At 55.4% G+C, this 20,231-nt stretch carries 22 protein-coding genes; 6 read left to right on the plus strand and 16 right to left on the minus strand.

The window, feature by feature from the left end; genetic code table 11:
- A complete protein-coding gene (locus tag KO1_RS06060) occupies nt 1–723 on the plus strand; it encodes a glucosamine-6-phosphate deaminase (RefSeq protein WP_004107241.1) in 723 nt (240 codons plus the stop codon).
- A 55-nt stretch (nt 724–778) separates the two neighbouring features.
- Here the strand turns inward: KO1_RS06060 and yieH are convergent, their stop codons facing one another.
- Entirely contained in the window at nt 779–1,444 is a 666-nt protein-coding gene (gene yieH, locus KO1_RS06065) for a 6-phosphogluconate phosphatase (protein ID WP_004107237.1), read from the minus strand.
- Between the two features lie 167 nt (nt 1,445–1,611).
- Between yieH and adeP the strand changes: the two genes are divergently transcribed.
- Nucleotides 1,612–2,949 carry an adenine permease AdeP gene (adeP, locus tag KO1_RS06070; RefSeq protein ID WP_004116723.1) on the plus strand — a complete coding sequence of 446 codons (1,338 nt, stop codon included), beginning with the start codon at nt 1,612–1,614 and terminating at the stop codon, nt 2,947–2,949.
- Between the two features lie 84 nt (nt 2,950–3,033).
- On the opposite strand, the gene KO1_RS06075 is transcribed toward adeP, so the two are convergent.
- From KO1_RS06075 to KO1_RS06110, 8 genes are all read right to left on the minus strand, one after another.
- Complete coding sequence (locus tag KO1_RS06075; protein ID WP_004116720.1) at nt 3,034–3,600, minus strand: NADPH-dependent FMN reductase; 567 nt, start codon at nt 3,598–3,600, stop codon at nt 3,034–3,036.
- A gap of 37 nt (nt 3,601–3,637) precedes the next feature.
- A complete protein-coding gene (locus KO1_RS06080; RefSeq protein WP_372586801.1) occupies nt 3,638–4,222 on the minus strand; it encodes a 4'-phosphopantetheinyl transferase family protein in 585 nt (194 codons plus the stop codon).
- Between the two features lie 301 nt (nt 4,223–4,523).
- Nucleotides 4,524–5,483, minus strand: coding sequence for an HTH-type transcriptional regulator YidZ (gene yidZ / locus KO1_RS06085; RefSeq protein ID WP_004107223.1), 960 nt, complete (start codon nt 5,481–5,483; stop codon nt 4,524–4,526).
- Nucleotides 5,452–6,636 carry an MFS transporter gene (locus KO1_RS06090; RefSeq protein ID WP_004107222.1) on the minus strand — a complete coding sequence of 395 codons (1,185 nt, stop codon included), beginning with the start codon at nt 6,634–6,636 and terminating at the stop codon, nt 5,452–5,454. The genes yidZ and KO1_RS06090 overlap by 32 nt, the downstream gene beginning before the upstream one ends.
- A 197-nt stretch (nt 6,637–6,833) precedes the next feature.
- The gene (gene nanQ, locus KO1_RS06095) at nt 6,834–7,298 is read right to left on the minus strand and encodes an N-acetylneuraminate anomerase (RefSeq protein ID WP_024274850.1); all 465 of its coding nucleotides are present in this window, start codon (nt 7,296–7,298) and stop codon (nt 6,834–6,836) included.
- Entirely contained in the window at nt 7,295–8,170 is an 876-nt protein-coding gene (gene nanK / locus KO1_RS06100) for an N-acetylmannosamine kinase (protein ID WP_024274849.1), read from the minus strand. Before nanK ends, nanQ begins: the two co-directional genes overlap by 4 nt.
- Complete coding sequence (locus KO1_RS06105; RefSeq protein ID WP_064406861.1) at nt 8,167–8,856, minus strand: N-acetylmannosamine-6-phosphate 2-epimerase; 690 nt, start codon at nt 8,854–8,856, stop codon at nt 8,167–8,169. Before KO1_RS06105 ends, nanK begins: the two co-directional genes overlap by 4 nt.
- 50 nt (nt 8,857–8,906) lie before the next feature.
- On the minus strand, nt 8,907–10,397 hold the full coding sequence (locus tag KO1_RS06110) for an MFS transporter (protein ID WP_004107218.1): 1,491 nt from the start codon (nt 10,395–10,397) through the stop codon (nt 8,907–8,909).
- A gap of 328 nt (nt 10,398–10,725) precedes the next feature.
- Between KO1_RS06110 and KO1_RS06115 the strand changes: the two genes are divergently transcribed.
- Nucleotides 10,726–11,607 (plus strand): MurR/RpiR family transcriptional regulator, encoded by an 882-nt coding sequence (locus KO1_RS06115; RefSeq protein WP_004107217.1) that lies wholly within the window; start codon nt 10,726–10,728, stop codon nt 11,605–11,607.
- A gap of 148 nt (nt 11,608–11,755) precedes the next feature.
- Complete coding sequence (locus KO1_RS06120) at nt 11,756–12,646, plus strand: dihydrodipicolinate synthase family protein (protein ID WP_004107216.1); 891 nt, start codon at nt 11,756–11,758, stop codon at nt 12,644–12,646.
- A 65-nt stretch (nt 12,647–12,711) separates the two neighbouring features.
- On the opposite strand, the gene KO1_RS06125 is transcribed toward KO1_RS06120, so the two are convergent.
- From KO1_RS06125 to KO1_RS28970, 7 genes are all read right to left on the minus strand, one after another.
- A complete protein-coding gene (locus KO1_RS06125) occupies nt 12,712–13,119 on the minus strand; it encodes a GNAT family N-acetyltransferase (RefSeq protein ID WP_004107215.1) in 408 nt (135 codons plus the stop codon).
- A 140-nt stretch (nt 13,120–13,259) separates the two neighbouring features.
- Nucleotides 13,260–14,624: a tRNA uridine-5-carboxymethylaminomethyl(34) synthesis GTPase MnmE gene (mnmE, locus tag KO1_RS06130; RefSeq protein ID WP_004107214.1), complete on the minus strand. Its 1,365-nt coding sequence runs from the start codon at nt 14,622–14,624 to the stop codon at nt 13,260–13,262.
- 93 nt (nt 14,625–14,717) lie between these two features.
- Complete coding sequence (gene yidC, locus KO1_RS06135) at nt 14,718–16,364, minus strand: membrane protein insertase YidC (protein WP_004107212.1); 1,647 nt, start codon at nt 16,362–16,364, stop codon at nt 14,718–14,720.
- 2 nt (nt 16,365–16,366) lie between these two features.
- Entirely contained in the window at nt 16,367–16,624 is a 258-nt protein-coding gene (yidD, locus tag KO1_RS26910; RefSeq protein WP_004871831.1) for a membrane protein insertion efficiency factor YidD, read from the minus strand.
- Nucleotides 16,588–16,947, minus strand: a complete 360-nt coding sequence (gene rnpA / locus KO1_RS06140) for a ribonuclease P protein component (protein ID WP_004871829.1) — start codon at nt 16,945–16,947, stop codon at nt 16,588–16,590. Before rnpA ends, yidD begins: the two co-directional genes overlap by 37 nt.
- Before the next feature lie 15 nt (nt 16,948–16,962).
- Nucleotides 16,963–17,103, minus strand: a complete 141-nt coding sequence (rpmH, locus tag KO1_RS26915; RefSeq protein WP_004871828.1) for a 50S ribosomal protein L34 — start codon at nt 17,101–17,103, stop codon at nt 16,963–16,965.
- A gap of 218 nt (nt 17,104–17,321) precedes the next feature.
- Nucleotides 17,322–17,402, minus strand: coding sequence for a hypothetical protein (locus KO1_RS28970; protein ID WP_418268749.1), 81 nt, complete (start codon nt 17,400–17,402; stop codon nt 17,322–17,324).
- 322 nt (nt 17,403–17,724) lie between these two features.
- Between KO1_RS28970 and dnaA the strand changes: the two genes are divergently transcribed.
- Complete coding sequence (gene dnaA / locus KO1_RS06145) at nt 17,725–19,125, plus strand: chromosomal replication initiator protein DnaA (protein WP_004107208.1); 1,401 nt, start codon at nt 17,725–17,727, stop codon at nt 19,123–19,125.
- Nucleotides 19,126–19,129: 4 nt separating this feature from the next.
- Nucleotides 19,130–20,230: a DNA polymerase III subunit beta gene (gene dnaN, locus KO1_RS06150; RefSeq protein WP_004107206.1), complete on the plus strand. Its 1,101-nt coding sequence runs from the start codon at nt 19,130–19,132 to the stop codon at nt 20,228–20,230.
- Nucleotide 20,231: the final 1 nt, after the last annotated feature.

A 20,231-nucleotide genomic window follows, 5' to 3' on the forward strand; every position in this document is an offset into this window, starting at 1 on the left:
ATGAAATTAATCGTGACGGAAGATTATGCGGAGATGAGCCTGGTCGCCAGCCATCACGTTCTGGGCTATATCACCGCGCCGCGCAGGGTGAATCTGGCGGTGACGGCAGGCAGTACGCCGAAAAAAATGTATGAATATCTGACGGCCGCGATTAAAGGTAAACCGTTCTATTCTCAAGTCCATTATTACAACTTTGACGAGATCCCATTCCGTGGACAGGATCGTGAAGGCGTGACCATTTCCAATTTGCGCAATCTGTTTTTTACTCCCGCTCAGATCCCGGAAGAGAACATTCACAAGCTCAGCCATGAAAACTTTATGCATCACGACCAGCGATTACAGGAAGAAGGGGGCCTCGATCTGATGGTGATGGGCCTCGGCGCCGACGGCCATTTTTGCGGTAACTTGCCGAATACCACGCGCTTCCACGATGCGACGGTGGAAGTCCCTATCGTCGGAGATATGGTGGGCCTTGTCGCTCACGGCGAAATGGGCGGCGACTTCTCTGCGGTGCCGGATAGCTACGTCACGATGGGGCCGAAAAGCGTTATGGCGGCGAAAAACCTGCTGCTTATCGTCAGCGGCGCCGCAAAGGCGCGGGCGCTACAAGAGGTGATTGAAGGCGAAGTCAGCGAGCGGGTTCCGGCATCAGTGCTGAAACTGCATCCATCCCTGGTGATAGTGGCTGATAAAGCGGCGGCTGCGGAATTGAGACAACCGTAATCCACTTTCAGCGTAGCGCAGGCGGGACGCGTCCTGATAGCGCTACGCTCCGGGTTTATCGCGTTATATTCCAGCCGCGCGCTTGCCATAGTTCAGGTAGCTCTTCCAGGCGGGTAAAGGTCGTCACCTTCGGATGGTCGATCGGCTTATTATGCGGATCGGCGCAGAAGTAGAACACCTCCATTCCGGCGGCAATCCCTGACTGCGCGCCTGCGCTGGAATCATCAACCAGAATGCAGTTTTCGACGTTAACGTTCATCGCTTTTGCGGCATGCAGCATCAGGGCCGGATCGGGCTTCCAGCGCTGAATATCATAGCCGCTGTAAAGACGCTCGGGAAAATGGTGCAGCATTCCGGTTTTACCCAGAGAGTGCTGCATTTTGCTCACCGGACCGTTGGAGACCACGCACATCGGCACGCTGACCGCGTCCAGTAGCGCCTGGGCGCCAGAGATGACTTCCAGTTCGCTATCAAACAGGCGGGCGACTTCATCGCGGTACACCGGCTCAAGGGTCGCCTTATCCAGATTAACGCCGTACTCCGCGTTAATGGTGTCGATAATCTCGTACAGCTTTACGCCCTTGAAGCGCTTAAAAATCTCCTCTAAATCCAGCGTAATGCCGAATTCCCTGAACATGTGAACGTAGGCGCGGGAGCAGATCACCTCGCTGTCGACCAGCGTGCCGTCACAGTCGAAAAATACTGCTTCTGGTTGGGTCATGTCGTTTCCATTTTAATAAGTTAACGTTTTCGTCTTGCTGATTTGTGAGACGCAATCGTTGCCGTATAAGCAAAATCGATGAAAAAAAGTATCTCACAACCGCCCTTATTGTCGCATTTTGGTATAGGATAGCGACGAATTTTCCCTCCTTTGTTCGGAAACCGATAATGAGTCAACAACAAACCAGCCAGTCTTCTGGCCAGGGTCTGCTGGAGCGCGTGTTCAAACTGCGTGAACACGGCACGACGGCACGCACCGAAGCGATTGCAGGTTTCACCACCTTTCTGACGATGGTGTACATCGTTTTCGTTAACCCACAGATCCTCGGCGTGGCGGGTATGGATACCAGCGCCGTTTTCGTCACAACCTGTCTGATTGCTGCATTCGGCAGCATCATGATGGGGCTGTTCGCGAACCTTCCGGTGGCCCTGGCGCCGGCGATGGGGCTAAACGCCTTCTTTGCTTTTGTCGTGGTACAGGCGATGGGCTTGCCCTGGCAGGTCGGGATGGGCGCGATTTTCTGGGGCGCCGTTGGCCTGCTCCTGCTGACGATTTTCCGCGTGCGCTACTGGATGATTGCGAATATCCCGGTTAGCCTGCGTATTGGTATCACCAGCGGTATCGGCCTGTTTATCGGTATGATGGGCCTGAAAAACGCGGGCGTTATCGTCGCCAACCCGGAAACCCTGGTGAGTATCGGCAACCTGACGTCTCACAGCGTGCTGCTGGGTATTCTTGGCTTCTTTATTATTGCTATTCTGGCTTCCCGCAACATCCACGCGGCGGTGCTGGTTTCTATCGTGGTCACCACTTTGCTGGGCTGGATGCTGGGTGACGTTCACTACAGCGGCATCGTTTCCATGCCGCCGAGCGTAACGACGGTCATTGGCCATGTTGACCTGGCAGGTTCGCTGAATCTTGGCCTGGCAGGAGTGATCTTCTCGTTTATGCTGGTGAACCTGTTCGACTCCTCCGGCACCCTGATCGGCGTAACCGACAAGGCCGGCCTGGCCGATGCTAAGGGCAAGTTCCCGCGTATGAAGCAGGCGCTGTTTGTCGATAGCGTATCCTCCGTTGCGGGGTCTTTTATCGGTACCTCTTCCGTCACTGCCTATATTGAATCTTCCTCTGGGGTTTCCGTGGGCGGCCGTACCGGCTTAACCGCCGTGGTGGTGGGCATTTTGTTCCTGCTGGTGATCTTCCTGTCGCCGCTGGCGGGCATGGTCCCTCCTTATGCCGCAGCCGGCGCGCTGATTTACGTTGGCGTCCTGATGACGTCCAGCCTGGCGCGCGTGAAGTGGGATGATTTAACCGAATCCGTTCCTGCGTTTATTACCGCCGTGATGATGCCGTTTAGCTTCTCCATTACAGAAGGTATTGCCTTAGGCTTTATCTCTTATTGCGTGATGAAGATTGGCACCGGCCGGCTGCGCGATCTCAGCCCGTGCGTTATTGTAGTTTCACTGCTGTTCGTGCTGAAGATTGTGTTTATTGACGCGAAATAAACAGTAAGCCCTTTTCTGTGAAAAGGGCTTTAGCGTTTACACCCTCTCCGCGAGGGAGAGGGGCGGGGTGACATCCCTTTTTATTCAGGCCTTAACTCGCTGAATATACTCGGCAAAAGCGCTAAGCTGCCCGGTCAGATGATCGAGCGTGCCCTGATCGACAACTTTCCCCTCCTGCGGATCCACTTTATTCTGAATCACGCCGCCCATAAACTCGGGCTTATTCATCACCATCGCATCGAGGAATACCAGAATCTGACGCAGATGATACTGGCAGCGCGCGCCGCCAATGGCCCCCATAGAGCTGGTCTGGATCAGAACCGGCTTGCCGGATAGCGGTTGTTCCGGGAGACGAGACAGCCAGTCGATGGCGTTTTTCAGGCCGCCGGGCACCGAGTAGTTATATTCCGGCGTAACGATAACCACGCCATCCGCCTCACGAATTTGCTGCGCGATATCCTGAACGCTTTGTGGGAAACCCTCTTCCTGCTGCACGTCGGCATCATAGAGAGGAATATCGCCAATGGACGGTAACGCGGAAACTTCCATACCCGCGGGCGCGATGCCGGGCAGGGTACGTGCGACCATGGCATTAAAAGAGCCTTTGCGCAGACTTCCGAGTAACGTAACAACTTTCAACGTATCAGACATGATTGCTCCTTTGCATCATGATGGCCGGGAACACCGGTCAGTTGAGGGAGAAGGCTTTTTCTACCGGTAAACTGGTGAAGCGCATCAGCCGGGCGGATGGTTCTTTAGCACGGGTCTGCGCGTCAGGCAGGCTGCGCCAACCCTCTTTCGCGTTATATTCCCAGACTTTTAGCTGGCCAATATCCGGGCTGGCGGCAATAGACCAGACCAGCACCGTTTCGGCGTCGCAGACGGCTTCGATTGACTGCGTCCCGCTTGTCCGCAACCGTCCGGAGCCCGGGAGAAGCTGCAGGTTCAAGGCGGTTTCGCCGGTCAGCTTCATCACGCTTTTGCGTAACGCATCAAGCTGCGCGCGCGCTTCGTCAGGATCGTGCTGATTGCTAATCCATATTCGCTCATTACTGTTAAATACGTAACGTTCTGTATCGTGCGATGCATGTAACGCGCGGGAAGCGTGCGGCAATTCCATATCCAGGCCGCAATCGCCTTCGGTGGTTAAGGCAACGCCGACGATATTTCCGGCATAGGAGATGGAGAAACGCGGGAGATGTTCGTCGCGAAAAGCCGGTTTTCCATTCTCTTCGTCAATAATTTCGGGGAGTTCACTGATGCCGTACAACATAAAGAGGAGTTCTGCGAGGAGTGACCGGGATGCGCGATATCGGCTTTGTCGGTACTCAGGCAGGCGTCTGGCGGATTGATGACAGGCCGCTGACAGGCGTGTGGATAGCGGCTCCCGGGTGTTGAGTATCCCTCTTGCAAAATGCGTTGCCATTCTTCGCTCCGTGATTAATGGTCAATGATAAAAACTGCAAATGATATTATCGCTCAGAATTACCAGGTTTTAATGTGGAAATCATCTCTTGAAAAGGGAAATTGCGTGAATTTTACAATTTATTGCGCAAAGGGGGGCAAACCGGGAGCTATAGCGGTTCGGCGTAGAGCTGCCTGAGCGTTTCCCGTAGCCAGACGATCTTCGGGTTATAACTGTTGCGCTTATGCCAAAGAAGGGTAAAGGGGACGCGTATTTTCTCCAGCTGCGACGGTTCCAGCGGCAGAGGTAAGCAAACCAGCGGCAGGTGGTGCTGCTGATTGTAACGCTGGCAGTAACGCGGAGCGGTGGCCAGCATCGTATGATTGGGCTGAGCGGCCATAAATAACGACTGCTCAAAACCCGGAACGGTCAGCGCCACGGTGCGTTTATGTCCCAGATCCTGCAGGACATCGTCCAGCGCCCAGGTGTCGCTTTGTTCCCAGCAAATATTAATGTGCGGATAGCGCAAGAACGTGTCCAGATTCCACTCTTCGCTCAGCGCGGGATGATCGGCGCGCAGCCATACCTGCGGGAGATCGGTAAACAGGATTTCAAAATCAATATACCAGGGCAGCAGGCTAAGCTGCTCCCGGGAGCGAGGATGTGTTTCCCTGCCGCAAAATCCGATATCGACTTCACCGCGAATAATCGCATCCAGCGAATCGTAATCCCAGTTACGCAGGCGGATCAGCGCCTGAGGATAGCGCTGGTAAATCCGCTGCGAAAGCGTATTGAGAAGGATCATCAGCAGCGGCGACTCTGCCGCCAGCTCAAACTTTAGCCCGCTGGGCATAGTGTGATGAGGCTTATCAAGGATCTGATTGCCCATCTGCATCCAGTCCGCCAGATCCTGCTCCATACTGCTCATCAGCGGCGTGGGCGATAGCCCCAGAGGCGTTTTGACAAACAGCGGATCGTCAAACCAGGCGCGCAGCTTGGCCAGCGATTTGCTTACCGCTGACGGCGAGACGTTCATCCGTTTCGCCGTGCGGGTGACGCTGAGCTCCTGAGTTAAGAGCTGCAGGCAGAGCAGCAGATTAAGATCGAGACTCGACAGGGGTTTCTTCATAGCGTTGCGCGGCCCGCGCCGGAGAGGCGACCATAATCAGAACAATGCTCACTATGCTACAGGCAATAAGTATCCCGATCAGCATATTCATCGCGCTGAGTCCGATGATGGCCGCCAGCCAAATCCACAGAGAAGAGCCGCAAACCTGAGCTATCCCTAAAACTGAACTCGCTACGCCAGCGCGCAGGGTGAATGGCCCGAGGGCCTGACTCATCGCCACGCCAAAGCCTGCGGAGAACCCTGCGCAAATCAGTCCCAGCCCCAGCATCGTCACCGTCTGGCTGGTGGACAGACTCAGCAGCACGCCCGCGCTAAAGAACAGCGCCTGTGAGGTCAGCATGAGCGTGCGGGGTTTAAATAGCGTCAGAGCAAACGGCGTCGAAAACGAAACCACCATGCTCACGAGCGCCATAAGCGCCATGGTCATGGAATAGGTACCGCGATCGAAGCCCATCACCTCCATCATCAGCACCGGTGAGACGTTAACGTAGGTCAGAATAGCCGTCACGCTCAGAGTAGTCATCACGATTCGGCTGAGGAAAAAGCGATTGAGCAGCGACTCCGGGACGATATTTTGCTGCTTTGCCGCGTGCGGAACGGATGTTGGTCGCGTTTCCCGCAACACAAATATCGACAGCAATCCCACCAGAGCCCCCATGCCGCTCATGGTATAGAACAGGCTCTGCCAGGGGAATTTCAGCATAATCAGATGACCGATTACCGGGGCCAGAACCGGAATAATGCAGGTAATACCGTTAAGGAGAGAAAGCACTTTTGCCCGGCGGCGATCGTCCAGGGTATCGCGCAATACCGCAAAGGCGACCACGTAGCAGCTGCCCGCGCCAATACCCTGAATAAAACGCCCGGCCAGGAAATGGGCGCTGCCCTGCGCCTGCGAGCAAAGAAGAGAGGCCAGCAGGAAAACGACGGCGCCGAAAATCGCCACCGGCTTCCGGCCGGATTTGTCGGCTATACGGCCAGCAAACAGCATCGCCGCGGCCATTCCTGCCAGGTAAACTGAAAAGGCGATGTGCAGCTGCGCTTCACTGGCCCCCAGATCCTGCGCAATGCGCGGCAGGCCGACCAGATACATATCGATGCCGGATGGATAAAGCAGAACCAGCGCAAAACTGCAGATAAGAAAGCGTGCCATAGAACCCCTCACATAAGATTGCCGTAAAGCATAGTGGGGTTCGTGCGGTAGTACGAGTTGCCATTTGGACAACAATGTTTTCCTGAGAGGAAACGGGAGACGCAAGAGACACTTTTCATGCCCGTATAAATCGGTATGGTGGGTTTGATTCAGGGGATACCGTCCCGCCAGCGGGTCTGGCGGGCGGCGGAGGCTTGTCAGGCCAGCAGCGTGTGATTAACTTTAATCACCGTTTTTTTTATCTCAACGCTCTCTGCGCCCTGCACGCCTGGCTTATGCGGCTCGCCCGGCAAGAAAATGGCAAACATACCGGGCTTCAGCACTACCTGCTGCTGGTCGGCAATGGTTGAACATAGCCGGTAGTCCTCCTCGTGGTGCCATGTTTCGCACTCCCGGGCGCTATCGACCACGCCATAATGGATTGTTTCTTCGCCTTCCAGCAGGATCTGAATATCAATAAATTTTTCGTGCAGCTCCGCTTTTTTACTTTCCGCCGGCTGCGTAGCGAAGCGCATGACGTTCATATAAATATCATCGCCCTGTAAATCATAACGCCCGGGTTCACACTGCTGCGGCTGGGCCTTAACGGCCAGCCTCACAGCCTCAAGCAGAACGGGTGATAGTCCTGCGCATTCCGGGTGATGGATATCGCCGATAATCATAATGCTTTGTCCTCTGCTAACAACGCCGCGCCAATCAGCCCGGCATCATGCTGATAGTGTGCGGCTACAATAGGGGTGTGATATACCGCAGGCTCCTGCGCCAGATATCTTTCAACCAGAGGAATATAGCCGGGCGCCAGCCCGATACTGCCGCCCAGGACGGCATACTGGCAGTTATAGCTGGCCTTCATGTCGGCAATCAGCCGGGCGATGGTTTGCGCCGAACGGTGAACTAAGGATGTCGCCTGGGAATGGCCGCTCTGCGAAAGAGCAAAAATGGTTTTGGCCGTCATTCCCTGCAGATCGTCAGTTGCCAGCGCGGCGATCCCCCTTCCGGATGCAATAGCCTCCACGCAGCCAATACGCCCGCAGCCGCAGCGCGGGCCGTGCGGGTCAGCCAGCGTATGGCCGATATGTCCGGCCAGCCCCTCCTTGCCGGACAAGAGCTTACCGTGGCAGACGATACCGCCGCCCACGCCGGTAGAGATGGTGATGAAGACCATCTCGCTCGCATCGACAGCCAGAGCGTGATATTCGGCCCAGGCTGCCGCCTGCGCATCGTTCACCGCCAGGCACGGCAGCCCCGTTAGCTGCGCCAGCGTGTCCCTAAGAGGAAACTGCGCCAGCCCGCCCAGGTTATCCGGGTTTAACGCCGTCAGAACGCCGTGACCAATAATGCCCGTGGAGGCGACCGCTACCTGCCGGGGCCGGCCTGCGAAAGGCGCAACCAGCTCGCGTAACGCTTCCGTTAGCGCCGCCGGCGTTTTGCTGGCTGGCGTTGACAGCGTCTGTTTTTCCAGCACGCGATGCTGAGTATCGACCAGTGCGGCGGCCAGCTTGGTGCCGCCGATATCAATTGCCAGCGTGGTCATAGCGCAGCCTCAGTCAGCGCATCGCGGTACCACTGGCAGATGTGTTCCAGACGCGTAATCGCTGAGCCGACGGTCACCGCCCATGCGCCGTGCTTTATCGCCTGCGCCGCCAGCGCCGGGGAGTTAAATCGGCCTTCGGCAATGACCCGGTATCCTTTGGCGCTCAGCGCCTGCACTAGCGGGAAATCCGGTTCGGTAGGTACCGCATCCGTGGTATACCCGGACATCGTTGTCCCGATAATGTCTGCGCCAAGATTGTGGCACTCAGTCCCGTCCTCCAGGCTGGAGCAGTCTGCCATCGCCGCGCAGCCACGCTGATGAATTCGGTCAATCATTGCCTTAACGCCAACCGGACGCGGGCGTTCCGTACCGTCGAAGGCGATAATATCCGCCCCCGCCTGCGCCAGCGCGTCTACATCTTCCAGAAATGGCGTAATACGCACCGGCGAGTCCGGCAGATCGCGCTTGATGATGCCAATAATCGGTACTGAAATCAGTTCGCGGGTCGCCTTCAGGTTGTTAAGGCCTTCAATTCGTACTGCGACCGCCCCCGTATTGACCGCCGCCAGCGCCATAGCCGCGACGATTTCAGGTTTATCTAACGGGCTACCCGGTACCGGCTGGCAGGAGACAATGAGGCCACCCAATTGTTTAACGTTACTATCCAAATCATCAAATAAAGACATAGCACTATCCCTTACTTCCGTTTGCGCCCGACAGAGCCGGGCGCATGAATTTAGTGTTTATCGCAAAGCGGAGCGTTCGCTTTGTCGTGACCAACCAGTGCGCCGCTGAACGGTTTACCATCAATAGCGTCATGGGTACGTAGCGCTTCCGGGCGAATCCAGCGCTGTACTCGGGACGGCATATCCAGACCAATCAGCAGGATCACCACAAACGTCAGTCCGAAGGAGAGCGACCCCAGCGCCGTACCCAGATGCATGTGCTGTGCGACCAGCGCGCCGAGGACCGGCGCAGCCGCCCCGCCCAGGGCGCCTACGTTATAGGTGAAACCCAGACCGGCAGCGCGCTGGTCGGTGTCGAAGTAGCCGCCGATCAATTTCGGTAAGATCCCGGCAATCCCCTGACCCAGCATCTGCTGGAAGAAGAGAAGGATGCCCAGACCCCAGAGGCTGGAGCCGCCGATGGCGAAGACCGGAATAATCAGAACCTGCGATGCCAGCAGGCTGTAAACGTAGGCTTTTCGCGTGCCCAGCCAGTCGCCGAGGAAACCGCCGACGATGCAGCCGACGGCTGCGCCGAATCCGCTAAAGAAGAGCACCTTCGCGACCGTCGACGGATCGTATGCCAGCTCGGTTTTCAGATAGGTCGGCAACAGCGCCTGGATAGGCCAGGAGTAGAGAAAGGCGAACAGAACGACAACCATCAGCATCACGCCGGTCGGCCAACGTTTTCCGCTGCTCTGTACCATAAAGCTGATGAAAATGATGGTGCAGACGAGCGCCAGCGCAATCACCACGAGCGGATTGTGCAGGTTTCCGGCGAAGCAGAACCAGAGCGCGGCCGTTGCGGCCAGCGTCATCAGCATATTCATGGCGCGATATTTACCGCGATAGAGAATATCCACCATCGTCCGCACCGGCGTTTTTTTCGTCTGGCGCTCTGTCCAGTCTTCCGTTTCCGGAATATTTTTACGCAGCCACAGCGCGAAAATAATCGGCAGAATGCCGAGGAAGAACAACGCGCGCCAGCCCCACAAGGGGACCACCAGACTGTAAACCTGCGCCGCTACGACAGCGCCGACGGAAAAGCCGGAAATCAGGAAGCCGCTGGCTTTATTTCGCAAGTGTTTTGGCCAGCTTTCAATCACATAGGTGGCGCTGGAGCCGTACTCTCCGGCCATTCCCATTCCAATCACCATACGGGCGATAAACATGGAGGTGTATCCGGGCGCAAAGCCGCAGGCCAGCGTACCGACGGAGAAAAGAATAATACTGCTGACCATCGCGAGGCGGCGGCCATAGCGATCACCCATCGCCCCCAGCAGCAAGCCGCCGAACCAGCGGGAGATAAACGCCGCCGAGATAATACTCGCCGCCTGTACCGTGGTGAGCTGGAATTCGCTTTGTACTTCGGTGAGCACCAGAGCAATTAAAACGAAATCAAAACCATCCAGTAAATAGCCCAGCCAGGCTGCGGAAAACGCCCGCCACTGCGACTTATTGAGGTGCTTATACCATGGTTTGGTACTTATTATTTCACTCATATGCTCTCCTGTGATGAGCAACGTTTTTATGCTGTAGGGCCAAAAAAAAGCAGGGTGCCGCGCACCCGAATGAAGTTAAACTCCAATTAATGTATTTTTTAGAAGTTAAACACCACAAGGGCTTTGCATGAGATATGTGAACAAGATCATGGTCACAGGCGAGGGGGAATGAAAAAAGGCGATCTGACTCACGCGATGAGACGTAATATGTTTTTGCCGCGCCGGGGATAGCCGCATCACCACGGCGTTTTTTAAAAAACCATATTGCCTGGCGCTGAACTGTCCTCCATCATGAGCGCCTGATAATCGCGTAAACAGTAGGGAAGAGATGACGACTCCGACTTCGCCGGTCAAAGCCGGGAAAATACTTGATACCCTGGGGGCGATGCAAAGCAGTATGACCCGCGTCGGGAAAAGCATCGCGCAGTATGTGATCGCTTCCCCGCATAAGGTGACTCAGCTTTCGATTGCCGATCTCTCAGAGGAAGTGAACGCGGGCGAAGCATCGGTGATCCGTTTCTGTCGACAGCTGGGCTATAAAGGTTTTCAGAACTTCAAAATGGAACTGGCCATTGAGCTGGCCATGAACGATAGCGATGACAACAGCACGCTGCTGGAGGCTGAAATTCAGAAAACCGACGATGCGCACACCATCGGCCTGAAGCTCCAGGGCGCCATCTCGACCGTGCTTTCGGAAACGCTAAATCTGCTGGATATGGAGCAGGTGGAACGGGTCGTGGAGGCGCTGCATACTTGTAATTGCGCCTATATCTTTGGCGTTGGCGCTTCCGGACTGACCGCCGAGGAGATGAAGCATAAGCTGATGCGAATCGGGCTGCGCGTCGATGCCTTAACAAATAATCACTTTATGTATATGCAGGCCGCGCTGCTCAAGGTTGGCGATGTCGCCATCGGCATCAGCCACTCCGGACATTCGCCGGAAACCGCGCACGCCCTCGATCTGGCAAGGCAGGCTGGAGCCACCACCGTCGCCTTAACGCATAACCTCGGATCGCCATTGAGTAAAGTCGCTGATATTACGCTCATTAACGGCAACCGACAGGGGCGCCTGCAGGGTGACTCTATCGGCACTAAAACGGCGCAGCTCTTCGTTCTGGATCTCATTTATACGCTGCTGGTGCAGAGAGACCCGGAAGCCGCCCGCGCGAATAAACTGCGAACGATGGATGCTCTGTCCATGCTCAAGTAGCGCGAATTTAGTGCGATTCGTCACAATCTGATACTCCCGTTTTTTCTCCCTGCCGGTAACCTGTTGCAACCGGCATCGTTAGCCCCTAGGATGGAGTAATACTTCAAAATTAATTAATTTAAGAAGAAAAACACCATTCGAGGATTACATGACAAAGTTAACAGGTCTTATTGCCGCCCCCCATACGCCTTTTGATGCCAACGGCGAAGTCAACTACCCCGTTATCGATCGGATTGCCGAGCATCTGATTGCGCAGGGCGTTAAAGGTGCTTACGTCTGTGGGACGACCGGAGAAGGCATCCACTGTTCCGTAGAAGAGCGTAAAAAAATTGCCGAGCGCTGGGTCGCGGCAAGCCAGGGACAATTAAGCATTACGCTACACACCGGGGCTCTCAGCATCGCCGATGCGCTGGAGCTCAGCCGCCATGCTGAAACCCTGGATATTTTTGCCACCTCGGTCATCGGACCGTGCTTCTTCAAACCGTCAACCGTCGACGATCTGGTGGAATATTGCCGTATTATCGCCGCCGCCGCGCCGTCAAAAGGCTTCTATTACTACCACTCCGGCATGTCGGGTCTGAGCCTGGATATGGAGCAGTTCCTGATCGCGGCAGCGGATAAAATCCCGAACCTGTCCGGTATGAAGTTTAACTCCGCGGATATGTATGAGTTCCAGCGCTGCCTGCGCGTCAACAATCGCCAGTTCGATATTCCGTTCGGCGTGGATGAGTTTTTACCGGCAGGCCTGGCCTGCGGCGCCGTCGGCGCGGTTGGCAGTACTTATAACTATGCGGCGCCGCTCTATCATCGTCTGATCGACAGCTTTAACCGGGGAGACCATCAGGATGTTGCTGCCTGTATGGATAAGGTTATCGCAATTATTCGCGTCCTGATTCAGTACGGCGGCGTTGCGGCCGGGAAGCTGGCGATGCAGCTGCACAGTATTGACGTCGGCGATCCGCGCCGCCCGCTGCGCCCGATGACCAGCGAGCAAAAGCGCGTCGCGCTGGACGCTTTTCGCGCTGCCGATTTTATTTAATCGTTAAGCGCATCGACTGGCATCCGCGGGATACCGCATCCCCGGATGCTTCTTTATCAGCGACGTTATTTCCAGATCTTTGCCATACCTTCACTTTCTGGCCTGACGCTGGAAAACCCAAATTTTGCGTACAGCTCGGGAACATCCGCCACCAGCGAGACGTATGCCCCTTTAAACGCGTTTTCATCCAGCCAGGCGACAATTTTTTGCATGATCTGGCGACCAAGCCCTTTTCCCTGATGAGCGGGATCAACGGCGACGTCGACGATTTCAAAGTTCAGCGCGCCGTCGCCGACGATGCGCCCCATCCCAACGGGCACGCCCTCATAGAGGATATGCACCCCGTAGCAGCTATGCGGCAGACCCGCGCGGGCGCCTTCCAGCGGGCGCGGGGACATACCAGAAATGATGCGCAGGCGGCAAAAGTCTTCCGCAGAAGGTACGGTATCAATCAGGGTGTAATCACTCAACATGGTGGTATCCGGTACGAGTAAAGCGAGGGTATCGATCAGGGTAATAGAGAAAGCGCTATGCCGTGAAGACGTAAAGGGAAAATAATAAACCCGCTTTAACAGGACGTTAAGGCGGGTTAGTCAATGCTCACAAACTGAGATTACTTACCAATACAGAAACTGGAGAAAATGCGCCCCAGCAGGTCGTCGGAGGTAAACTCACCGGTGATTTCGCTCAGGTTCTGCTGGGCCAGGCGCAGCTCTTCCGCCAGCAGCTCGCCAGCCCAGGCGCCCAGCAGCTGCGCTTTACCCTGCTGCAGATGCTCTGCGGCATCGGACAGCGCCTGCAGGTGGCGACGGCGCGCCAGAAAGCCGCCTTCCATATTGGTCTCAAAACCCATGCTCTGCTTGAGATGATTGCGCAGCACGTCTACGCCCTCGCCGGTACGCGCCGAAAGGCGGACAAGTGAGTGGTCATTTACTTCGCTCAACCCCAGCGTTTCGCCGGTAATATCCGCTTTGTTGCGCACCACGGTAATCGGCAAATTTTTCGGCAGACGGGCGATAAAATCTGGCCAGATATCCGCCGGATCGGTCGCACCGGTGGTGGTGCCGTCGACCATGAACAGTACGCGGTCGGCTTGTTCAATCTCCTGCCAGGCACGCTCGATGCCGATGCGCTCGACCTCGTCGTTCGCATCGCGCAGGCCGGCGGTATCAATGATGTGCAGCGGCATACCGTCAATGTGGATATGCTCGCGCAGAACGTCGCGGGTGGTTCCGGCAATATCGGTGACGATAGCCGCTTCCCGGCCCGCCAGCGCGTTCAGCAGGCTTGATTTCCCGGCGTTCGGCCGCCCGGCAATGACCACTTTCATCCCTTCGCGCAGCAGGCTGCCCTGGCGCGCCTCGGCGCGCACGGCGTCGAGATCGGCGATAACCGCGTTAAGCTGGGCTTCAATTTTACCATCGGAGAGGAAGTCGATCTCTTCGTCCGGAAAATCAATGGCTGCTTCGACGTAGATGCGCAGGTGAGTCAGCGCTTCCACCAGATGGTTGACGCGAGTAGAGAATGCGCCCTGCAGCGAATTCAGCGCTGAACGAGCCGCCTGCTCGGAGCTGGCGTCGATCAGGTCAGCAATCGCTTCGGCCTGGGCTAAATCGAGCTTATCGTTCAAAAACGCGCGCTCGGAGAACTCGCCGGGCCTGGCGATGCGCACACCCGGAAGCGTCAGAATACGTTTCAGAAGCAGGTCGAGAATAACAGGGCCGCCATGGCCCTGAAGCTCCAGCACGTCTTCACCAGTAAAGGAGTTCGGGCCGGGGAACCACAGGGCAATACCCTGATCCAGCGCGCTGCCGTCGCTGTCTTTAAACGGCAGGTAGTCGGCATAGCGCGGTTTCGGCAGCTTGCCCAGCACCGCCTGCGCAACGTCGCGCGCCTTCAGGCCAGAGATGCGCAGGATGCCCACACCACCGCGTCCCGGTGGGGTTGCCTGGGCGACGATAGTGTCGTTATGGCTCATGGTGACTCTCTATGTAGATGTAAAAAAGGCGGTCTATTGACCGCCTTCTCTGGCATTAACGTTACCGTAAATACTCAAAATAATTCAAGAGTATCAGGATTTTTTCTTCTCGCGGCTATGCAGACCACGCTTCTCCAGACCACGGTAAATCAGCTGCTGCTGAATAATGGTGACCAGGTTGCTGACGATATAGTAAACCACCAGACCAGACGGGAACCACAGGAAGAACACCGTAAAGATGACCGGCATAAAGGTCATGATCTTCTGCTGCATCGGGTCGGTCACGGTAGTCGGAGACATCTTCTGAATGAAGAACATCGTCGCGCCCATGATGATCGGCAGGATGTAGTACGGGTCTTGCGCAGACAGGTCGTGGATCCACAGGATAAACGGCGCATGACGCAGTTCAACCGAAGCGCTCAGCATGTAGTACAGCGCAAGGAAGATTGGCATCTGGATAATCAGCGGGAAGCAGCCACCCAGTGGGTTAACCTTCTCCGCTTTATACAGGGCCATCATCTCCTGGCTCTGACGCTGCTTGTCGTCGCCCAGACGCTCGCGCATTGCCTGAATCTTCGGCTGCAGCATACGCATCTTCGCCATGGAGGTGTACTGCGCTTTGGTCAGCGGGTACATGATGCCACGAACGATAAAGGTAATGACGATGATGGAGAAGCCCCAGTTGCCCAGATAGCTGTGGATCCATTTCAGCAGCTTGAACAGCGGCTGAGAGATAAACCACAGCCAGCCATAGTCGACGGTCAGGTCAAGATGCGGCGCAACGGCGGCCATTTTGTCCTGAATGGCCGGGCCGACCCACAGGGTGCTTTCCAGCTTGTCGGTTTGACCCGGCTGGACCAGAACCGGCTGAGATTTGTAGCCGATAGCCACAAGACCGTTGCCAAGGTTCGCGGTATAGAAGTTGTTAGTGCCGTTGTTCTGCGGAACCCATGCGGTAGTAAAGTACTGCTGCAGCATGGCAACCCAACCGTTTTTGGTGCTGACGTTCAGGTTTTCGTTATCAACGATAGTATCGAATTTATATTTTTCGTACTTCGTTTCAGACGTTGAGTACGCCGCGCCACGGAAGGTGTGCATGGTAGTCAGGCCACCGGTCTGGGTGTCGCGATGCGTCGGCAGGTTGGCGGTTTGCTTCAGCTGGCCAAAGGTTGAGATTTCCAGCGGTTTTTCGCTGGCGTTCTCTACGCTATAGCCGACGTTCACCGCATATTCACCGCGCTTCAGGGTGAAGGTTTTGGTGAATACGTTGCCTGCTTTATCGGTGTACGTGAGCGGAATGACGATTTCGTTCTGGCCATCAGCCAGCACAAACGCATCTTTATCGACGTTATACAACGGACGCGGTCCGTTTGCCGGATTGTCCGGGCCATCACGACCGGTTAAACCGCTCTGCGCCTGATAGGTAAACTGCGGCGAAGTTTCCAGAAGCTGGAATGGCTCAGTTGACTTCAGCTCTTTCGGATAATCCAGAAGCAGCGCCTGCTCAACATCACCACCGCGGGTGTTGATGGTCAGGTCAAGCACATCGGTTTTTACCGTAATCAGTTTCCCCTGGCCACTGGCCGGTACGCCCTGGTCGGCGGCGCTACCCGTTGCTGTGGTCGTTGTCTGCGTGGTCTGCTGCTGAGGCTGAGGATTGTTATCCTGCTCCCAGGCTTGCCAGATCATGAAAGACACGAACAACAAAGCGATGATAAGAAGATTGCGTTGCGAATCCATCGTTAGTGTTCTCTGGTATCAAATGGTCCAGGCGGGACGGGATCGTCACCACCAGGGTGTAAAGGGTGGCATTTTAATACGCGTTTCACCGTCAACCAACTGCCTTTTATCAATCCAAACCTGCGCAATGCCTCAATTCCGTATTGAGAACAGGTTGGCGTGAAACGGCAGTGCGGCCCGAGTAGCGGACTAATCAGGCGCTGATAGACCCGAATCAGGCCTATCAGGACCCGCGAGCCAGGCGACAGTGGCGGCGCCATAATTTTTCCAACGCTTCCGAGAGAGCACGGTTATCGAGGTCGGCAACCCCTTTCTTCGCCACCACCACGAAATCCATTGGCGGGAGTTCATGTTGACGTAAACGGAAGCTTTCACGCGTCAGACGTTTGATCCGATTGCGTTCATGCGCACGCTTAACGTTTTTTTTGGCGACGGTAAGACCGATGCGGGGATGCCCCAGCGAATTTTGGCGGCCGAGGATGGTGATTTGCGGCGTGCCAGCCCGTAATGGCTGCTGGAAGACGAAAGTGAAATGACTGGGAGTTAACAAACGTAACTCCCTGGGAAATGCGAGCTTAACCACTCAGGGTTAGCTTTATTACTTGGAAACGGTCAGACGAGCGCGGCTTTTAGCACGACGACGTGCCAGAACCTGACGACCATTTTTAGTAGCCATACGAGCACGGAAGCCGTGAGAACGGTTGCGCTTCAGTACAGACGGTTGAAAAGTGCGTTTCATGGCGATTTCTACCTAAACTTGAATAATTTCACTGACTTTCGCGTAAATCCGAACGAATTTCGAACGGCCTACGCCTCAGCGTGGGTGATTAAAGAGGCCGGATTGTAATAATTGTACACTCCGGAGTCAATTCTCTTTCCTTATTTCTCGCACCTTGCCGCACAAAAAACAGGCGATGGCGCGCTGCGGAAAACGGGCATTACGCGCCGGGTGGGGGATTATACGACCTGGTGGATAAAGCGCAAGGATCGTAAAGGATCTTTGTTAGATCGATTAGGCTCAAAACCCGCGTAGCTCATTAATTTTTCCAATATGCGGCTGAAATCGTGCTTCACTCCAGCCAGGATCGATTACACTTATCCAGCTTCGATCCTTCCTGTGGATAAATCGGGAAGAATCTGTTGAGAAACACAAGATCTCTTTCTCAGTTTAGGCTATGATCCCCGGTCCCGATCGGGATCCAGAGATCCGCATCGGGTAATAACCGCAGATAGCGGTTCGCACGTCACCCCTTTTGTGCAGGGGCTTTTCGGCTATGCAGGGTCTTGTCGACGTGTGCCAACAATCACGATTGTTTCAGTTTCTCTTTATATATCGATTTTTGTTCGAGTGGAGTCCGCCGTGTCACTTTCGCTTTGGCAGCAGTGTCTTGCCCGATTGCAGGATGAGTTACCAGCCACAGAATTCAGCATGTGGATACGCCCTTTGCAGGCGGAGTTGAGCGATAACACGCTGGCACTGTATGCGCCAAACCGTTTTGTGCTCGATTGGGTAAGGGATAAATACCTCAATAATATCAATGGACTCCTCAATGATTTTTGCGGTGCGGATGCCCCACAGCTGCGCTTTGAAGTCGGCGCGAAGCCTGCCGTTCAGATGCAGAGAGGCGCGGTAAGCGTTGCCGCGGTCGCCCCTGCGCAGCAGGTTCAGACGGCGCGCGTTGCCCCGACTATCGTGCGTCCAGGCTGGGATAACGTGCCGGCGCCGGCAGAACCGACCTATCGCTCCAACGTCAATGTGAAACATACGTTTGATAACTTCGTCGAGGGTAAATCTAACCAGCTGGCTCGCGCGGCGGCGCGTCAGGTAGCGGATAACCCCGGCGGCGCGTATAACCCGCTGTTTCTTTATGGCGGCACCGGCCTGGGTAAAACTCACCTTTTACACGCGGTTGGTAACGGGATTGTGGCGCGTAAACCCAACGCAAAAGTGGTTTACATGCACTCCGAGCGCTTTGTGCAGGACATGGTAAAAGCTCTGCAAAACAACGCCATTGAAGAATTTAAGCGCTACTACCGCTCCGTTGACGCCCTGCTGATCGATGATATCCAGTTTTTTGCTAATAAAGAGCGCTCGCAGGAAGAGTTTTTCCATACCTTTAACGCCCTGCTGGAAGGCAATCAGCAGATCATCCTGACCTCGGATCGCTATCCGAAGGAGATCAACGGGGTTGAAGATCGTCTGAAATCACGCTTCGGCTGGGGTCTGACGGTTGCGATCGAACCGCCAGAGCTGGAAACTCGCGTGGCGATCCTGATGAAAAAAGCGGATGAAAACGACATCCGCCTGCCGGGCGAAGTGGCGTTCTTTATCGCCAAGCGTCTGCGCTCTAACGTACGTGAGCTCGAAGGGGCGCTGAACCGCGTTATCGCCAATGCCAACTTTACCGGCCGGGCGATCACTATCGACTTCGTCCGCGAAGCGCTGCGCGATCTGTTGGCTTTACAGGAAAAACTGGTCACCATCGACAATATTCAAAAGACGGTGGCGGAGTATTACAAAATTAAGGTAGCGGACCTGCTGTCTAAACGCCGCTCCCGTTCGGTGGCGCGCCCACGCCAGATGGCGATGGCGCTGGCAAAAGAGCTGACCAACCACAGTCTGCCGGAAATCGGCGATGCGTTTGGCGGTCGCGACCATACCACCGTCCTGCACGCTTGCCGCAAGATTGAGCAGTTGCGTGAAGAAAGCCACGATATCAAAGAAGATTTTTCCAATTTAATCAGAACATTATCCTCGTGACGCTATGAAATTTACCGTAGAACGTGAACATTTATTAAAACCGCTGCAACAGGTAAGTGGTCCTTTAGGTGGTCGTCCGACGCTACCGATTCTTGGCAACCTGCTCCTTCAGGTTACCGATGGCGCGCTGTCGCTGACCGGTACCGATCTGGAAATGGAAATGGTCGCGCGCGTTGCGCTGATTCAGCCGCACGAAGCGGGAGCAACAACCGTTCCGGCGCGTAAATTTTTTGATATCTGCCGCGGCCTGCCTGAAGGCGCGGAGATCGCGGTACAGCTGGAAGGCGAGCGTATGCTGGTGCGTTCCGGGCGCAGCCGTTTCTCGCTCTCGACGCTACCGGCGGCGGATTTCCCTAACCTTGACGACTGGCAGAGCGAAGTTGAGTTTACCCTGCCGCAGGCGACCATGAAGCGCCTGATCGAGGCGACGCAGTTTTCGATGGCTCACCAGGACGTTCGCTATTACTTAAACGGCATGTTGTTTGAAACCGAAGGCAGCGAACTGCGCACCGTGGCGACCGACGGCCACCGCCTGGCGGTTTGCTCTATGCCGCTGGAAGAGTCCCTGCCCAATCATTCGGTGATCGTGCCGCGTAAAGGCGTGATTGAGCTGATGCGTATGCTTGATGGCGGCGATACGCCGCTGCGCGTACAGATCGGCAGCAACAACATCCGGGCTCACGTTGGCGACTTTATCTTTACTTCGAAGCTGGTCGATGGTCGCTTCCCTGACTATCGCCGCGTACTGCCGAAGAACCCGGACAAGCATCTGGACGCCGGCTGCGATATTCTCAAGCAGGCCTTTGCCCGGGCGGCGATTCTTTCTAACGAAAAATTCCGCGGCGTGCGTCTGTATGTCAGTGAAAATCAGCTGAAAATCACCGCCAATAACCCGGAGCAGGAAGAAGCGGAAGAAATTCTGGACGTTACCTATGCCGGTACGGAAATGGAAATCGGTTTTAACGTCAGCTATGTACTGGATGTGCTGAACGCGCTGAAGTGTGAGAACGTACGTATTCTCCTGACGGATTCCGTTTCGAGCGTGCAGATTGAGGATGCGGCTTCCCAATCCGCAGCCTATGTTGTCATGCCGATGCGATTGTAGA

The organism is Klebsiella oxytoca NBRC 105695, from assembly GCF_001598695.1.
Taxonomy (GTDB): Bacteria; Pseudomonadota; Gammaproteobacteria; order Enterobacterales; family Enterobacteriaceae; genus Klebsiella; species Klebsiella oxytoca.

Excerpts from the sequence above, each read along its gene's own strand:
- KO1_RS06080 (WP_372586801.1), bottom strand. The coding sequence starts at position 4,222 with ATGTTGTACGGCATCAGTGAACTCCCCGAAATTATTGACGAAGAGAAT.
- KO1_RS06115 (WP_004107217.1), top strand. The coding sequence starts at position 10,726 with ATGACGACTCCGACTTCGCCGGTCAAAGCCGGGAAAATACTTGATACC.
- mnmE (WP_004107214.1), bottom strand. The coding sequence starts at position 14,624 with ATGAGCCATAACGACACTATCGTCGCCCAGGCAACCCCACCGGGACGC.
- KO1_RS06120 (WP_004107216.1), top strand. The coding sequence starts at position 11,756 with ATGACAAAGTTAACAGGTCTTATTGCCGCCCCCCATACGCCTTTTGAT.
- KO1_RS06075 (WP_004116720.1), bottom strand. The coding sequence starts at position 3,600 with ATGTCTGATACGTTGAAAGTTGTTACGTTACTCGGAAGTCTGCGCAAA.
- KO1_RS06110 (WP_004107218.1), bottom strand. The coding sequence starts at position 10,397 with ATGAGTGAAATAATAAGTACCAAACCATGGTATAAGCACCTCAATAAG.
- yidZ (WP_004107223.1), bottom strand. The coding sequence starts at position 5,483 with ATGAAGAAACCCCTGTCGAGTCTCGATCTTAATCTGCTGCTCTGCCTG.
- KO1_RS28970 (WP_418268749.1), bottom strand. The coding sequence starts at position 17,402 with ATGAGCTACGCGGGTTTTGAGCCTAATCGATCTAACAAAGATCCTTTA.
- nanQ (WP_024274850.1), bottom strand. The coding sequence starts at position 7,298 with ATGATTATCGGCGATATCCATCACCCGGAATGCGCAGGACTATCACCC.
- adeP (WP_004116723.1), top strand. The coding sequence starts at position 1,612 with ATGAGTCAACAACAAACCAGCCAGTCTTCTGGCCAGGGTCTGCTGGAG.
- yidC (WP_004107212.1), bottom strand. The coding sequence starts at position 16,364 with ATGGATTCGCAACGCAATCTTCTTATCATCGCTTTGTTGTTCGTGTCT.
- KO1_RS06125 (WP_004107215.1), bottom strand. The coding sequence starts at position 13,119 with ATGTTGAGTGATTACACCCTGATTGATACCGTACCTTCTGCGGAAGAC.
- yieH (WP_004107237.1), bottom strand. The coding sequence starts at position 1,444 with ATGACCCAACCAGAAGCAGTATTTTTCGACTGTGACGGCACGCTGGTC.
- KO1_RS06090 (WP_004107222.1), bottom strand. The coding sequence starts at position 6,636 with ATGGCACGCTTTCTTATCTGCAGTTTTGCGCTGGTTCTGCTTTATCCA.
- dnaN (WP_004107206.1), top strand. The coding sequence starts at position 19,130 with ATGAAATTTACCGTAGAACGTGAACATTTATTAAAACCGCTGCAACAG.
- KO1_RS06105 (WP_064406861.1), bottom strand. The coding sequence starts at position 8,856 with ATGTCTTTATTTGATGATTTGGATAGTAACGTTAAACAATTGGGTGGC.
- KO1_RS06060 (WP_004107241.1), top strand. The coding sequence starts at position 1 with ATGAAATTAATCGTGACGGAAGATTATGCGGAGATGAGCCTGGTCGCC.
- nanK (WP_024274849.1), bottom strand. The coding sequence starts at position 8,170 with ATGACCACGCTGGCAATTGATATCGGCGGCACCAAGCTGGCCGCCGCA.
- yidD (WP_004871831.1), bottom strand. The coding sequence starts at position 16,624 with ATGGCGCCGCCACTGTCGCCTGGCTCGCGGGTCCTGATAGGCCTGATT.
- rpmH (WP_004871828.1), bottom strand. The coding sequence starts at position 17,103 with ATGAAACGCACTTTTCAACCGTCTGTACTGAAGCGCAACCGTTCTCAC.